Genomic DNA, 13,914 nt, shown 5'->3' on the forward strand with positions numbered 1-13,914 from the left:
GTGGCGGTGAACGCCGACGCCGGCAGCAGTGGAAGCTCAGCGAGTTCCGGTGCTGACGAGGTCGGGAGCTGACCGTGACCACTCCACCCGACGACCGCTCCTTCCGTCGCGAAATGGCCACCGCCTACCGCTCCGGCTGGCACTTCATCGACCTGGTCACCGCCATCCCCCACAGCGGTGACTCGTTGATGGTGACCGTGTTCGGCGAGCCGGTGGTCGTCACGCGGGACGAGGACGAGGACGTACGGGCTTACCGGTGTCTGCGGCGGCCTCGGGGGGCGCCGCAGCCCGTGCGGTGTGCCGTACGGTACGGAATGATCTTTGTGAACCTGGACCAGAGGGACCACGAGCAGGTGGAAGCCGACTCTCCCGTCCCGAGGACCATCTCTGCCACCCCCCGCAGTGCCTGACGCGATTCCCCCGTCGTAAAGATCGCTCAGGTGCTTCCCCCCGCAGCGGCGTCACCGTGACCTGAACACGGTGACGCCGCTGCAGTTTCTGGCGACATTTCCGGTTATCGCCACAGTCACGCAGTGGCCGGATCCAATCGATCATCGGTGTGGATTTTCACTTCGGTGAACCGCGGCATCACCCTCGCCCCATCGCTCGCGTCAGCTCGATCTCGATCACCACGCGCGCGGGGTTGGGTGAAGGGGTCCGTCCATAGCGCTCCGCGTAGCGGCGCTCCGCCTCGGCCACCCTCTCCGGTTCCGTGCGGACGAAGGCCCGGCCCTCCAGCGTCGCCCAGCGCCGGCCCTCCATCTGGCAGACGGCGACCGCCGCCCCCTGCTCCCCGGCGGCCCGTACGTGCCGCGCCTTGGCGCTCGCCTTGTTGGTGATCACCCGAGCGAGCCGGGCCTCGGGATCGTATGTGACCCCGACGGGTACCACGTGCGGAGTGCCGTCCGGGCGGGGGGTCGTCAGCGTGCACACGTGCCGCTCCCGCCAGAAGGCGAGATACGGCGGGTCCGGGGCACCCGGATCGACGGAGTACTTGGTCGCCATGCCCCGGAACTTAGCCCCTGTCTCCTCCCCGAACCGGCCTTGAGTGGACTAGACTCAACTTTGTGCAAGCCGTTCGGGTCAGTGCAAGGAGGAGAACGCGAACGTGGACGCCGAGCTGACCAACAGGAGCCGGGACGCCATCAACGCGGCCAGCAACCGGGCCGTGACGGAGGGCCACCCCGACCTCACCCCAGCCCACCTGCTCCTGGCGCTGCTCCAGGGGCAGGACAACGAGAACATCACCGATCTGCTCGCCGCGGTCGACGCCGACCAGGCGGCCGTACGCGCCGGAGCCGAGCGCGTCCTCGCCGGGCTGCCCAGCGTGACCGGGTCCACCGTGGCGCCGCCCCAGCCCAACCGCGAGATGCTCGCCGTCGTCGCCGACGCGCAGGCCCGTGCCAAGGACCTCGGGGACGAGTACCTCTCCACGGAGCACCTCCTCATCGGCATCGCCGCGAAGGGCGGCGCGGCCGGCGAGGTGCTGTCCCAGCAGGGCGCCGACGCCAGGAAGCTGCAGGACGCCTTCCAGAAGACGCGGGGCGCCCGGCGCGTGACCACGGCCGATCCCGAGGGGCAGTACAAGGCCCTGGAGAAGTTCGGCACCGACTTCACGGCCGCCGCGCGGGAAGGCAGGCTCGATCCCGTCATCGGGCGCGACCAGGAGATCCGGCGCGTGGTGCAGGTGCTGTCCCGGCGGACCAAGAACAACCCCGTGCTCATCGGTGAGCCCGGCGTCGGCAAGACCGCCGTCGTCGAAGGGCTCGCCCAGCGGATCGTCAAGGGGGACGTGCCGGAGTCCCTCAAGGACAAGCGGCTCGTCGCGCTCGATCTGGGCGCCATGGTCGCCGGTGCCAAGTACCGGGGCGAGTTCGAGGAGCGGCTGAAGACCGTCCTCGCCGAGATCAAGGACTCCGACGGGCAGATCATCACCTTCATCGACGAGCTGCACACCGTCGTGGGGGCCGGTGCCGGCGGCGACTCCGCCATGGACGCGGGCAACATGCTCAAGCCCATGCTCGCGCGCGGTGAGCTGCGCATGGTGGGTGCCACGACGCTGGACGAGTACCGGGAGCGGATCGAGAAGGACGCCGCTCTGGAGCGGCGCTTCCAGCAGGTGCTGGTCGCCGAGCCGAGCGTCGAGGACTCCATCGCGATCCTGCGCGGCCTCAAGGGACGGTACGAGGCCCACCACAAGGTGCAGATCGCGGACAGCGCGCTGGTCGCCGCCGCCGCCCTCTCCGACCGGTACATCACCTCCCGCTTCCTGCCCGACAAGGCCATCGACCTCGTCGACGAGGCGGCCTCGCGGCTGCGCATGGAGATCGACTCCTCGCCCGTCGAGATCGACGAACTCCAGCGCGCCGTCGACCGGCTGAAGATGGAGGAGCTGGCGATCGGCAAGGAGACCGACGCGGCCTCCCGCGAGCGCCTGGAGAAGCTGCGCCGCGACCTCGCCGACAAGGAGGAGGAGCTGCGCGGCCTCACCGCCCGCTGGGAGAAGGAGAAGCAGTCCCTCAACCGCGTCGGCGAGCTGAAGGAACGCCTCGACGAACTGCGCGGCCAGGCCGAGCGCGCCCAGCGCGACGGCGACTTCGACACCGCCTCCAAGCTGCTCTACGGCGAGATCCCCGCCCTGGAGAAGGAGCTGGAGGCCGCCTCCGAGGCCGAAGAGGAGGTCGCCAGGGACACCATGGTCAAGGAGGAGGTCGGCGCCGACGACATCGCCGACGTCGTCGCCTCCTGGACCGGCATCCCGGCCGGGCGTCTGCTGGAGGGCGAGACGCAGAAGCTGCTGCGCATGGAGGACGAGCTGGGCAAGCGGCTCATCGGCCAGACCGAGGCCGTGCGGGCGGTGTCCGACGCCGTGCGGCGCTCTCGCGCCGGGATCTCCGACCCCGACCGCCCCACCGGCTCCTTCCTCTTCCTCGGCCCGACCGGTGTCGGCAAGACCGAGCTGGCCAAGGCCCTCGCCGACTTCCTCTTCGACGACGAGCGGGCGATGGTCCGCATCGACATGTCGGAGTACAGCGAGAAGCACAGCGTGGCCCGGCTGGTCGGCGCCCCGCCCGGCTACGTCGGCTACGAGGAGGGCGGCCAGCTCACGGAGGCGGTGCGCCGCCGTCCGTACTCGGTCGTCCTGCTGGACGAGGTGGAGAAGGCCCATCCCGAGGTCTTCGACATCCTGCTCCAGGTGCTCGACGACGGGCGTCTCACGGACGGCCAGGGCCGCACGGTCGACTTCCGCAACACCATCCTGGTGCTGACGTCGAACCTGGGCAGCCAGTTCCTGGTCGACCCGCTCACCAGCGAGGCGGAGAAGAAGGAACAGGTCCTGGAGGTGGTGCGGAGCTCCTTCAAGCCGGAGTTCCTCAACCGCCTGGACGACCTGGTCGTCTTCGCCGCCCTGACCAAGCCCGAGCTGGAACGCATCGCGAAGCTCCAGATCGAACGCCTGGCCAAGCGGCTCGCCGAGCGGCGCCTCACCCTGGACATCACGCCCGAGGCCCTGGCCTGGCTCGCGGAGGAGGGCATGGACCCGGCGTACGGCGCCCGCCCGCTGCGCCGCCTCGTCCAGACCGCCATCGGCGACCGGCTCGCCAAGGAGATCCTCTCCGGCGAGATCAAGGACGGCGACACGGTCCGCGTGGACCGCTTCGGCGATGAACTGCTGCTGGGACCGGCGACGGGCAAGACGCTGTAGGACCGTCGATCACATCGTGAACGCCGAGAAGCGCACCCGCGCCGTCTCGGCGTTCACGTACTCCACGCGCACCTGCACCACGTGGGCCCCGGCCGTGGCGGGCAGGCCGTCCTCGTGGCTCACGTCGAGACAGAGTGCCCCGCAGGAGGCGTCCGAGCGGGCCTGGGGCGCCTTCGGATACGTCTCGCGCAGCCAGCCGCGCACGTCCTCGCGCGGCATCCGCAGCACCGCCGCGTACGCGGTGTCGATGCCCTGCTGCATGGTGCAGTTCCCGACGTGGGCGTGTGCCGGGGCCGAGGCACCGCCGAAGGCCAGCGCATCGGCGCAGGGCACCTTCTTCATGGCCCCGGCGCGCGGGTCCTCCTCGTCCGACAGGGCCCAGGCGAAGAGGCCGACGATCAGGAACCCGAGGACGAGCACCGGCACGGCCAGGACGGGCAGGATCAGCCACCACCGTGTGTCACCCCTGCCCGGTTCCGCCACCGTGCCCCCTCCGTCCGTCATTCAGGAGGACGGCGTGCGGCACCTGGAGGTTGCGGTTGACCGGATCGTGTCAGCCATGGGCTTAGCGGGGTAGTCGGGGCTTGCCACCCCCCTCCCCGCATGGGGGAGGATGGCGGGATCCGTACGAAGGGAAATTCACGGTGACCATCGACCCGTCCTCGATTCCGAACTTCGGGGGCCAGCCCGAGCCGCAGCCGCAAGGACCGGCGGGCCCCGTCGTCCCGGATCAGGACCTCGTGAAGCAGCTCCTCGACCAGATGGAGCTCAAGTACGTCGTCGACGACGAGGGAGACCTCGCGGCGCCGTGGGAGCAGTTCCGCACCTACTTCATGTTCCGGGGCGAGGGAGACCAGCAGGTCTTCTCCGTGCGGACGTTCTACGACCGGCCTCACGAGATCGAGGCCAAGCCGCAGATCCTGGAGTCCATCGACGACTGGAACCGCCGCACCCTGTGGCCCAAGGTCTACAGCCACACCCACGACGACGGCACGGTCCGCCTCATCGGCGAGGCCCAGATGCTGATCGGCATGGGCGTGAGCCTGGAGCACTTCGTGTCCTCGACGGTCAGCTGGGTGCGGGCCGCGATCGAGTTCGACAAGTGGCTCATCGAGCAGCTGGGTCTCGAGGAGGAGATCAACGAGGCGGAGAAGCCCGAAGACGACGAGTAGGCCTCCCGCAGGGCCCCGCACGGCGCGTCGGCGCGTACGAGCAGGTACGTGCTGTACGCGCCGTTTGCCTTTTCTTGAACGGACGGACCCAGCCCTGCGCCGATGTTTCCGATGAGTAGAGTGAACCGCAAACTGAAGATCGTAGGAGAAGGGAGCAAGGGTGCGCCGGTTACTGGGCGTAGCGGTTGTGATGGCGGGGATGGTTCTCGCTTTCTGGTTGGTCCTGGGGCCGTCGGCCGATTGGGAGGGCGGCGCGAGAGTCGCGCGGTTCGCCCTCTTGCTGAGCTGCTTCCTGGTGATCGGCGGTGGCGTGCGGTTGATCTACCCCGACAGATCCAAGGACGAGCCGACCGAGGCCGCCGGGTAGTGCCGTACACCGACCGGCCAGGATGCAGGCCCAGACGGGTGATGTCCTGGCCGGACGAGGCGGCCGGCGCCGGCGAGCGGGAGACGGCTCACCACCCCGGCGGAGCCTCACCGCGGTCCGAGGTATGGAGGGGTGCGGATGCCGAACTCGCGACGGAGGGCTGACAGCGCGGCAAGGTAGCCGGACATGCCGTGAACGCTCGGCCCGGGCGGGGTTGACGCAGAGCACATGTAGACACCGGTCAGCGGTGTGCGGTACGGGTCGAAACGCGGAACAGGGCGCATGACGGACTGCCAGAGAGTCATGGCACCCGCTCCGATGTCCCCGCCCACATAGTTCGGGTTGTATGCCTGGTACTCGGTACCGCTGATCCCGCGTCGATGGATCACCGTGTCGGCGAATCCGGGCGCGTAGCGCTCGATGCACGCCGTGACCATCGCGGTCGGGTCCACCGCGTCGCCGTTGGGGACGTGCGCGTAGGCCCACACAGGACGTCGCCCCGGTCTGGCGCGGCTCGGATCGGCCGAGGCGGGGTCGACCAGCAGAACGAACGGTTCCTCAGGCCGGATGCCGGCAGCGGCCTTTGTCTCGGCTTCGAACATGTCCGCCTGGGTTCCTCCCAGGTGAACGGTTGCGGCTTGCCCCACGTCAGGGTTGGCCCAGGGAATCGGCTCGGAGACGAGAAAGTCCACCTTGGCTGCGGCCGGCCCGTATCGGAATCGAGTCAGGCCTCGCCGGTAACCGGCGGGGAGCCGGTCAGCCGCGATCTCCGTGAACGTCTTGGGACTTGTGTCGAGAAGCACCAGTTTCGCTGGGGGGAGTTCGTCGAGGCTGGTCACGTGGTGGTCCGTGTGGAAGGTTCCGCCGTGGGCGGTGATGTCGTCGGCGAGCGCGTCGGCGATGCGTGCGCTGCCTCCCTCGGGGATCGGCCAGCCGCTGGCGTGCGCGAGGTGTCCGAGGAGCATGGCGACCGCTCCCGAGGCGAGGGAAGGAAGTTTGCCGACGGCGTGCGCCGCCACCCCGGTGAGGAGCGAGCGGGCTACCTCGGTGCTGAAGCAGCGGGGCGCCAGCGCAGTGCCGTGGGCAAGCAGGCGGGAACCCAGGAGCGCCGGGACGGCAAGGCTTCGCGGGAGTCCCCTTTGCCCCGACAGGATGAAGTCGACCAGTTCCTGGGAGTGGTCGACCAACGGCTGCATGAGACGACGCCAGCGCTCACCGTCCGGACCGAGGTGGGCGCAGGTCGCGTCCAGGTCCCGGTAAGCAAGGCCGGCTAGGCCGTTTTTCAGGGGGTGGGCGTAGCTGACGGATGGATACAGCATGTTCACCCCCCGGGACGCCAGGTCGAACTGACGGAAAAAAGGGGACACAACGGCCATAGGGTGAACGGCGGAACAGATGTCGTGTCCTATTTCGGCATCGAAGAGCTGTTCCGTCCGCAGCCCGCCTCCGATGGTCGTGCGGGCCTCATACAAGGCGACCTTGAGACCTGCCCGCCCGAGAGTGACCGCAGCGGCAAGGCCGTTCGGGCCGGTTCCTACCACAATGGCGTCGGGTTCCATGCGTCCTCCGTGAGTTTTGTCCCCATGGTCGACGGCGAATGGAGCCACTCGACGCCGGCGGTCGGCGGCGACTTTATGCGGGCACTTGGCCGTATGTCACAGCGGCCAACAGGTGTAGACCGAGTCGACCGCCGGGGCGGGACTTCCGGAATGTTTAATTCCGCACCACTGTGATGATCGTCACGTGACCATTCCTTGAGATGCCCGCGTCAATCTCCATAAGATCATCAGGAATCGCGGCGGGCGTACGGAATCAACCTGCGAAAGCAAGTTGACATACGGAGTGCGTGTCGCAGTAAATCTTCCGACTTCGCCGGAAGGCTGATTCGTCCACGGGGGACGAGCGGTCGAAGTTGTCTGACCAGCATCTTCAAACATGCCGCTGTCGATGTCTGACCAACATCTCCGGTATGTGCCGCTGCTCTCCCCTCAGGCGATCAGGCAGTAAACAATAGAGGGGAAAACATGAAGAAGAAGAATGCCGCTGCCGTCATCGGCGTGGCCATTGCCGGCACGTTCCTGACCGTGTCGATGCAGGGTTCCGCTCAGGCCTCCACGCCGCCGCAGGCGAACGCGGCCCTGAGTGCTCAGGCCACCACCGAGGACGCTCCGAAGGCGCCTCAGGCCCGCGCTGCCGCCCGGGCCGCCGCCGCGGCCGGCCGGGCTGCCGCTCGCGCCACCGTTCACGCGCGGGCCGCTGCGGGATCCCTGGCGAGCCAGGCGGGACAGGTTGCCAACAACTTCAGCCTGTTCGCCCCGCCTGCGAAGGTGTCGGGTGACGGCGCCTCCGCTGCGGCGACCGTGTTCGACAGGTGACAATGCGCCATCGGCGCATCCAGAGGGCGGCACTGCTGGCTGGTGCCGCCCTCCTGGGCGCCCACTTCTCCATCGCGGCGTTCTCTCAGGCGCCGCTCAGCCCAGCCAAGATTCAGCTGCACGGAGTGATCAGCGGCTATCTGGAGCCGTACTTCACGCAGAACTGGAGCCTGTTCGCTCCTGATCCGACGAAGGACGACCAAGGGATAGTCGCGCGCGCGAAGTGCGCCGACGGTGCGGTCACGGATTACTACGACGTGACCGGCCCCTTGATCAAGAATACCCAGGAAGACCGGTTCTTCCCTTCTCGCACGGTGCGGCTCGTGAGTAATGGACTCAATCAGCTCAACGATTCGGACGACCTGTTGTGGCGTCTCCGTCAGAAGCACAAAGACGAGAACAGCGAAGGGCCGGAGAAGAAGGACGGAAATCAGAAGCTTGACATCCCTCTGACGCCCTACGAAAAGAGTCAGCACAAGGATGCCGAGCGCTCCTTGTCCCGTTTCGCGCTGACCCAGATGCACAACGTCTGCCCGGGTGGCGCGAGCCCGACCGCCGTCCAGGCGCGCATGTATATCAAGAAACTGCCTCCGTGGTCACAGCGAAACAACGCAAAGGCGAAAAGCAAGCTGGATATTTACGACTTGCCGTGGAAAAGGGCGGTTGAACTGCAGTGAGCATCATGAAAAAGATTGACTCAGCTGCCAGTCGCCCGGTCGCCGCACTGGGAGTCTCAGGAACCCGTGCGCTGCTCGGCTTCGTCGGGCTCATGTACTACCTGAGCCACTACGGCGATCGGAGCTACCTCTTCGGCCCGGGAGCCGATTCGGTCCTGCCGCACCGCCTCTTCCTCGAACAGATCGAGGAGAAGGGAAGCTTCAGCCTCTACGCCTGGAGCACGTCCGAAGTCTGGTTCGAAGCGGTCTTCCACCTCGGCGTGCTCGCCGCTCTCGCTGTGACCGTAGGAGTGGGAGGCAGAGCGGTTCTCGCGGCGCACGGAATCCTCATCTGGTCGCTCTACGAACGGCAGTCGGCCTTCCTGGACGGGGGAGACAACCTCGCCCAACTCGTCATCCCGATGCTGCTCCTGACGAACTGCTACCAGAACTTCTCGTTCTCGAGCGGAGTCGCAGACCGTGTCATCGGGCGGCTCCCGGAGAGCGTGCGCTCTCTCGGTGTTCCGCTGCACAACCTCGGTGTAGTGGCGATCGCCGTACAGATGTGCCTCGTGTACGTGGTGAGCGGTCTGTACAAGGTGCAGGGAGAGGTGTGGCAGGACGGCACCGCGCTCTTCTACATCATGCGCGTTCCCGAGTTCGAGCTGCCGGGTCTGTCCAGCCTCGTCTACAACAACGACGTACTCGTCTTCCTCGGCACCTACAGCACCACCCTGTTCCTGGTGTACTTCCCCGTGGGGATCCTGGTGCCCAGCCTGCGCCCGTGGACCGCGGCGGCCTCCATCGCGTTCCATGTGTCCATCGGTGTGTTCATGGGCCTCACCGCGTTCGCCCTGACGATGATCGCCTGCGACCTCATCTTCCTCTCCTCCGCGCTGTCCCGCGCCCGCCGGATGGCACGGACCGTCGGCAGGCGCTGGACGCGGAAGGAGGCCGAGAGCATCCCGGCGGTCACCGACCAGGACGCACCGGAACGTGACACCCCGGCCCCTGCGCCCGTTCCCCAAGCTGCGGGGTGAGGGCGATGCGCGGCGTCCCCACCTGCATCATCGGCAGCTCCCACACCGATCCGATCGTCACCGGCGAGCACGATCCCGACAAGTACGCGGAGGTGGGCTCCTTCACCAAGGTCATCACCGGAACCATCCTGCAGCAGCTGGCCGGGCAAGGTGTCCTCACGGTTGACGACCCCGTCGAACGATGGCTCGACGTCCCGTCGGGAACCGGCATCACCCTGCGCCACCTCGCCGAGCACACCTCGGGCCTGCCTCGCCTCCCCCCTGGCATCTCCCGCCGCGACCCGTACCGGGACTTCACCGCTGACCGGCTGCGCCAGCTGCTCGCCGGTCTCGACCGGCTCACCGAGGGTCCCGCCGGCGCGCACGAGGAGTACTCCAACTTCGGCTACGCGGTGCTCGGGGCGGCGCTGGCCGCGGCGACGGGGCAGGAATACGACGAGCTCGTCGCGGTGCACGTGCTGTCCCCACTCGGCCTGCCGCGAGAAGCCATGACCGCTCGGCCGCCCGAGCACAGCAGCCTGCTGCCGACCGGATGGTTCGGCCGCAGGGTGAAACCGTGGACCATGACGGGAGCCATCCTGCCCGCCGGCGGCCTGTGGGCGAGCCCTCGCACGCTGTCACGTGTGCTGACCGGTCTCGTACTCGACCGCTCGCTCGGAGAACCCGGCCTCGGCTGGCAACGTTCGGGGCCGCTGCCGCTGATCTGGCACAACGGAGCGACCGGCACGGCATCCTGCTTCGCCGGCGCCGTGGCCGACGGCCGCTGGACGGTGGTCCACCGTCTGAGCGGCTCGCCCGACGGGACGGACCGCACGGGCCTGGAATACCTGCGCTCAGCGCATTCCCAGTGAATCCAGAAGGGGCACCATGCGTGCACACATCCGAGCTGCCGCCGTAACGGGCATCAGCGCCGTCCTGCTCTCCACGGCGGCCTCGGCTGTCGCCGCGGAGAGCGCCGCGGCGGCGGGCCCTGTTCCCTGGTCGGCCGCGTACGCCACCGCTTCCGCCTCGGGTGAGCGGTGGACCGAAGGCACAGGTCCCACTCGGACCCTGGTGATCAAGGGCAAGCTGTCGAACTCCGCCGAGGGCTGCTACTCACTGTGGACGAAGTTCGATGCCGACCTCGTGCCAGGCGTTCCACGAAAGCAGGCAGAGCTGTGCGGTCCGGGCAGTGTCCCTGTCGAGGTGCGGCGGTCCTACTCCCTGACGACCACCGGCAGCCTCACCGTGTGCAAGGGCACAGCGAACACCAATCAGTGCGGCCCCTGGCAGAGTGTGACCTCATGGCCTGTCACAGGCCCACGGTGAGTGACGTCGGCGGGGCCCCTCTTGACGTTCACTCGGTCGCACGCGATACCCCAAAGCGGCTGCCCGGTGCGGCACTTCAGAGCTTCAATCTTCCCGGCAAGCGTCCTCGCCTTCCGCCTCCGCGAAACACCGCTGCCGGTACCGCCGCCATCCCCGCAGCCCTCCATCTCCGAGCGCCCTGCCGTCCTGCCCTTCCAGACCTGCGACGGCTGCGGGCGCGCCTTCCGCGCCCCGGGGCCCGGGCGCTGCCGGGACTGCCGACGACGCGGAACGGATCTCGCGGCCGCCGCCTGAACCGACAATGCAGTTGCGCTGATCACCGGAACGCCTGGCCCAGCTTCCACCCACGTACCGATCGGCCCCGACTGCGGGTGACCAAGTGCGACGAGCCCTACGTGAACTGCACCGGCCTGCACACCGTGGACATGGAGGAGCGCGTGCGGGTGATTCTGGGGCTCGTGTAGTCACCGCCCGCCCTTCGACGGAACGCGGCTGGGGACAGCCTGCCCGGTCCGTCTAGAACGCCGCCCCGAGCCGCTTCGCCGCCTCCTCCAGCACCCCCGTCCGCTTGCAGAACGCGAACCGTACGAACGGAGCGCCCTCCTCGCGGTGGTCGTAGAAGACCGCGTTGGGGATGGCGACGACGCCCGCGCGTTCCGGCAGGCCGCGGCAGAAGGCGAAGCCGTCGGTCTCGCCGAGGGGGCGGATGTCGGTGGTGATGAAGTACGTGCCCGAGGGGCGGAAGACCCGGAAACCGGCCTCTTCCAGGCCCGCCGCCAGCAGGTTCCGCTTGGCCAGCATGTCGTCCCGGAAGTCAGTGAAGTACGACTCGGGCAGCGCCAGGGCCTCGGCGACCGCGTACTGGAACGGACCCGCCGACACGTACGTCAGGTACTGCTTCGCCGAGCGCACCGCCGTGACCAGCTCAGGGGCCGCCGTCACCCAGCCGACCTTCCAGCCGGTGAACGAGAACGTCTTGCCGGCCGACCCGATGGTGACCGTACGCTCGCGCATCCCCGGGAACGTCGCCAGCGGGACGTGCTCGGCGTCGTCGAAGACCAGGTGCTCGTACACCTCGTCCGTCACCACCAGCAGGTCCCGCTCCACCGCGAGCTCGGCGATCGCGGCCAGCTCCGCGCGGGTGAGGACCGTGCCGGTCGGGTTGTGCGGGGTGTTGATCAGCAGCAGCCGGGTGCGGTCGGTGACGGCGTCGCGCAGTTCGTCGAGGTCCAGGCGGAAGCCGCCGTCGTCCGGGCGAAGGGTGACCGGCACGCGGCGCCCGCCCGCCATCGCGATGCACGCCGCGTACGAGTCGTAGTACGGCTCGAAGGCGATCACCTCGTCGCCGGGCTCCACCAGGGCCAGCAGAGCGGCGGCGATGGCCTCCGTGGCCCCGGCGGTGACCAGGACCTCCGTGTCGGGGTCGCAGGACAGGCCGTAGCGCCGCTGCTGGTGGGCGGCGATCGCGGTGCGCAGCTCGGGGACGCCCGGGCCCGGCGGGTACTGGTTGCCGAGGCCGTCCCGCAGCGCCCGTACGGCGGCCTCCCTGACCTCCTCGGGGCCGTCCGTGTCGGGGAAGCCCTGCCCGAGATTGATGGCGCCAGTGCTCAGGGCCAGGGCGGACATCTCGGCGAAGATCGTCGTCCCGAACTCGGCGAGCCGGCGGTTGAGGAGGGGGCGCGCGCTGGAGGTCATGCGGGTCATCCTCCGCCGAAGCTCTGGAGTTCCTCAACTCTGCTTTGGGTCGTGCGGGGAGCGGGCATCCCCCGTTCACGCAAGAGCGAGGCGCCCACGGGGGGCCGCTTCGGGGGAAACGGAAGGAGGGTGACGCCATGGTTGTCGGCATCATCCTGGCGGTGATCGGAGTCGTCCTGGTCGCGGCGCTGGTGTCCAAGGCGCGCGGTGGCGGTTCCGGACAGAGGGTGCGTCGTGGGGCCGCGTCGTCCGGCGGCAGCGGCAGTGGCAGCTGGTGGGCGGGCGGGGGAGACTCCGGATCGTCCGGCGGGCACTCCTGTGGCGGCGGCTCGTCCTGCGGAGGCGGGTCGTCCTGCGGCGGGGGTGGTGGAGGAGGTGGCTGCGGCGGCGGAGGCAGCTGACGCACGTCGTCGCGCTCCCGACGGGGAAGCCACAACCACCGAACGCGGGGCCCGCGCCTGGGGCGGGCTCCGCGTTCGTGTGTGTGGGGGAGTCCGAGGTTCACGTACGGCGTACGAGTCGAATGCCCGTCTGGTGAATCCGAGTGCGTTCCGGCGACTTCGCATGTCTGTAGGACAACTGGCGCCGCGGCGTGGGGGGATGAGGGATGACTCCGGCAACTGCGAGTGTCAAGTGGGCATTTCAGGAGCTCCACCTTGGCCCAGGGTGCCCGTCCCGTCCGGATCCCGGCGTGAGTCGCGGCGCACCGGCGCACGCCTCCCCGGCACCGGCGCACGCCCGTAGTTGAACAGTTGAGCTGTGGAGCCCTCTGAGGGGTGGAAACCCTACGAACTTGGGTAAAGACGCTGTTGCGGCGTCACAGTTCATGATTCCCTCTAAAACATCAACGCAGCCTCTCGGGCGTCCTGCGGATACCTTCCCGAAACCGGCCGACCGGTTTGCCCCGGGCCGAATCCCCCGGTGCGGCCGGGGTGCGGCGGACCCATCTCTCCCTCTCCTTGTGTGCTTGCGGAGCCGATCCATGCTCACGACCCTGAACACCTCCTACACCGACACGCGCGCGGCCGATCTCGCCTGGGCCCTGGGGCGCGAGCCGCTTCCCGCACTGGCCACGCTCGACCTCGAACTGGCAGGCGTCAGACTTCAGTTGCGTCTTCTCGGCGCGTCCCACCAGGTCCTGCTGGAGGAGGAGCGGGGCACCTGCTCGGAGACGGTGGCGTGCATCCCGGGCAGCAGCACCCCGCTGCCGCTCGGCGTCGCCAAGCGTGTGGGCGACTGGGAGTACGAGTTCGCGGCCCGGGTCGAGGCCCTCTCGCCCGGCTCCTTCGCGGGCCGTGCCCAGGAGTTGCTGGCCCTCGTCTCCGACCACCCGCACGGCCTGGCCGGCGTCTTCCCCGGCAGCCCGCACGCCTTCACGGCGCTGCTGGCCCAGCACCACGAGGGTCAGGTGCACTGGCGGACCTGGCACGCGTACCCGCAGGACGGGCAGTTGGTGGCGACCCGCACGAAGGTGGGCGTCCGGGTGCCGGCGGCGGCCACCGCCCCCTGAGTCTCTCCCCCCGGTACGGCGCACTCGGCGAACCGGATCTCGTACCGTGATCGGCCCTCCGCAAACCAGCATCACACGTGTGGGT

Annotated in this window: 13 protein-coding genes; 9 read left to right on the forward strand and 4 right to left on the reverse strand. The window is 68.6% G+C overall.

Annotated features, from left to right (window positions below; all coding sequences use genetic code 11):
* Positions 1-74 precede the first annotated feature (74 nt).
* Positions 75-410, forward strand: a complete 336-nt coding sequence (locus tag AC07F0_RS05530; protein ID WP_020269590.1) for a Rieske (2Fe-2S) protein — start codon at positions 75-77, stop codon at positions 408-410.
* Between the two features lie 178 nt (positions 411-588).
* On the opposite strand, the gene AC07F0_RS05535 is transcribed toward AC07F0_RS05530, so the two are convergent.
* Positions 589-1,005 (reverse strand): pyridoxamine 5'-phosphate oxidase family protein, encoded by a 417-nt coding sequence (locus tag AC07F0_RS05535; protein WP_478974579.1) that lies wholly within the window; start codon positions 1,003-1,005, stop codon positions 589-591.
* Between the two features lie 103 nt (positions 1,006-1,108).
* On the opposite strand from AC07F0_RS05535, the gene clpB reads away from it, so the two are divergent.
* Positions 1,109-3,706, forward strand: coding sequence for an ATP-dependent chaperone ClpB (gene clpB, locus AC07F0_RS05540; RefSeq protein WP_478974582.1), 2,598 nt, complete (start codon positions 1,109-1,111; stop codon positions 3,704-3,706).
* 9 nt (positions 3,707-3,715) lie between these two features.
* Here clpB and AC07F0_RS05545 read toward each other — a convergent pair whose 3' ends face one another.
* The gene (locus AC07F0_RS05545; RefSeq protein ID WP_478974585.1) at positions 3,716-4,210 is read right to left on the reverse strand and encodes a hypothetical protein; all 495 of its coding nucleotides are present in this window, start codon (positions 4,208-4,210) and stop codon (positions 3,716-3,718) included.
* Between the two features lie 140 nt (positions 4,211-4,350).
* Here AC07F0_RS05545 and AC07F0_RS05550 point away from each other — a divergent pair, with 140 nt between their 5' ends.
* Positions 4,351-4,878, forward strand: a complete 528-nt coding sequence (locus AC07F0_RS05550) for a YbjN domain-containing protein (protein ID WP_114254409.1) — start codon at positions 4,351-4,353, stop codon at positions 4,876-4,878.
* 474 nt (positions 4,879-5,352) lie between these two features.
* On the opposite strand, the gene AC07F0_RS05555 is transcribed toward AC07F0_RS05550, so the two are convergent.
* Positions 5,353-6,804, reverse strand: a complete 1,452-nt coding sequence (locus AC07F0_RS05555) for a phytoene desaturase family protein (RefSeq protein WP_478974587.1) — start codon at positions 6,802-6,804, stop codon at positions 5,353-5,355.
* 465 nt (positions 6,805-7,269) lie between these two features.
* Between AC07F0_RS05555 and AC07F0_RS05560 the strand changes: the two genes are divergently transcribed.
* Genes AC07F0_RS05560 through AC07F0_RS05575 form a run of 4 tightly spaced genes read left to right on the forward strand, consistent with a single transcriptional unit; the run spans position 7,270 to position 10,167 of the window.
* The gene (locus tag AC07F0_RS05560) at positions 7,270-7,620 is read left to right on the forward strand and encodes a hypothetical protein (protein WP_478974590.1); all 351 of its coding nucleotides are present in this window, start codon (positions 7,270-7,272) and stop codon (positions 7,618-7,620) included.
* Between the two features lie 2 nt (positions 7,621-7,622).
* Positions 7,623-8,297, forward strand: coding sequence for a DUF5819 family protein (locus AC07F0_RS05565; RefSeq protein WP_478974592.1), 675 nt, complete (start codon positions 7,623-7,625; stop codon positions 8,295-8,297).
* 5 nt (positions 8,298-8,302) lie between these two features.
* Complete coding sequence (locus tag AC07F0_RS05570; RefSeq protein ID WP_478974595.1) at positions 8,303-9,316, forward strand: HTTM domain-containing protein; 1,014 nt, start codon at positions 8,303-8,305, stop codon at positions 9,314-9,316.
* A 5-nt stretch (positions 9,317-9,321) separates the two neighbouring features.
* Complete coding sequence (locus AC07F0_RS05575; protein ID WP_478974598.1) at positions 9,322-10,167, forward strand: serine hydrolase domain-containing protein; 846 nt, start codon at positions 9,322-9,324, stop codon at positions 10,165-10,167.
* A 973-nt stretch (positions 10,168-11,140) separates the two neighbouring features.
* On the opposite strand, the gene AC07F0_RS05580 is transcribed toward AC07F0_RS05575, so the two are convergent.
* Positions 11,141-12,328 (reverse strand): pyridoxal phosphate-dependent aminotransferase, encoded by a 1,188-nt coding sequence (locus AC07F0_RS05580; RefSeq protein ID WP_478974601.1) that lies wholly within the window; start codon positions 12,326-12,328, stop codon positions 11,141-11,143.
* A gap of 128 nt (positions 12,329-12,456) precedes the next feature.
* On the opposite strand from AC07F0_RS05580, the gene AC07F0_RS05585 reads away from it, so the two are divergent.
* On the forward strand, positions 12,457-12,720 hold the full coding sequence (locus AC07F0_RS05585; protein ID WP_436726902.1) for a hypothetical protein: 264 nt from the start codon (positions 12,457-12,459) through the stop codon (positions 12,718-12,720).
* 581 nt (positions 12,721-13,301) lie between these two features.
* On the forward strand, positions 13,302-13,829 hold the full coding sequence (locus AC07F0_RS05590) for a DUF2617 family protein (RefSeq protein ID WP_478974604.1): 528 nt from the start codon (positions 13,302-13,304) through the stop codon (positions 13,827-13,829).
* Positions 13,830-13,914 lie beyond the last annotated feature (85 nt).

Source organism: Streptomyces sp. NPDC045955, assembly GCF_056430805.1.

What these genes read in the sequence shown, in the direction of transcription:
- AC07F0_RS05535 (WP_478974579.1), bottom strand. Translation starts at nt 1,005, where the DNA reads ATGGCGACCAAGTACTCCGTCGATCCGGGTGCCCCGGACCCGCCGTAT.
- AC07F0_RS05570 (WP_478974595.1), top strand. Translation starts at nt 8,303, where the DNA reads ATGAAAAAGATTGACTCAGCTGCCAGTCGCCCGGTCGCCGCACTGGGA.
- AC07F0_RS05555 (WP_478974587.1), bottom strand. Translation starts at nt 6,804, where the DNA reads ATGGAACCCGACGCCATTGTGGTAGGAACCGGCCCGAACGGCCTTGCC.
- AC07F0_RS05565 (WP_478974592.1), top strand. Translation starts at nt 7,623, where the DNA reads ATGCGCCATCGGCGCATCCAGAGGGCGGCACTGCTGGCTGGTGCCGCC.
- AC07F0_RS05560 (WP_478974590.1), top strand. Translation starts at nt 7,270, where the DNA reads ATGAAGAAGAAGAATGCCGCTGCCGTCATCGGCGTGGCCATTGCCGGC.
- AC07F0_RS05580 (WP_478974601.1), bottom strand. Translation starts at nt 12,328, where the DNA reads ATGACCCGCATGACCTCCAGCGCGCGCCCCCTCCTCAACCGCCGGCTC.
- AC07F0_RS05585 (WP_436726902.1), top strand. Translation starts at nt 12,457, where the DNA reads ATGGTTGTCGGCATCATCCTGGCGGTGATCGGAGTCGTCCTGGTCGCG.
- AC07F0_RS05545 (WP_478974585.1), bottom strand. Translation starts at nt 4,210, where the DNA reads ATGACGGACGGAGGGGGCACGGTGGCGGAACCGGGCAGGGGTGACACA.
- AC07F0_RS05575 (WP_478974598.1), top strand. Translation starts at nt 9,322, where the DNA reads ATGCGCGGCGTCCCCACCTGCATCATCGGCAGCTCCCACACCGATCCG.
- AC07F0_RS05590 (WP_478974604.1), top strand. Translation starts at nt 13,302, where the DNA reads ATGCTCACGACCCTGAACACCTCCTACACCGACACGCGCGCGGCCGAT.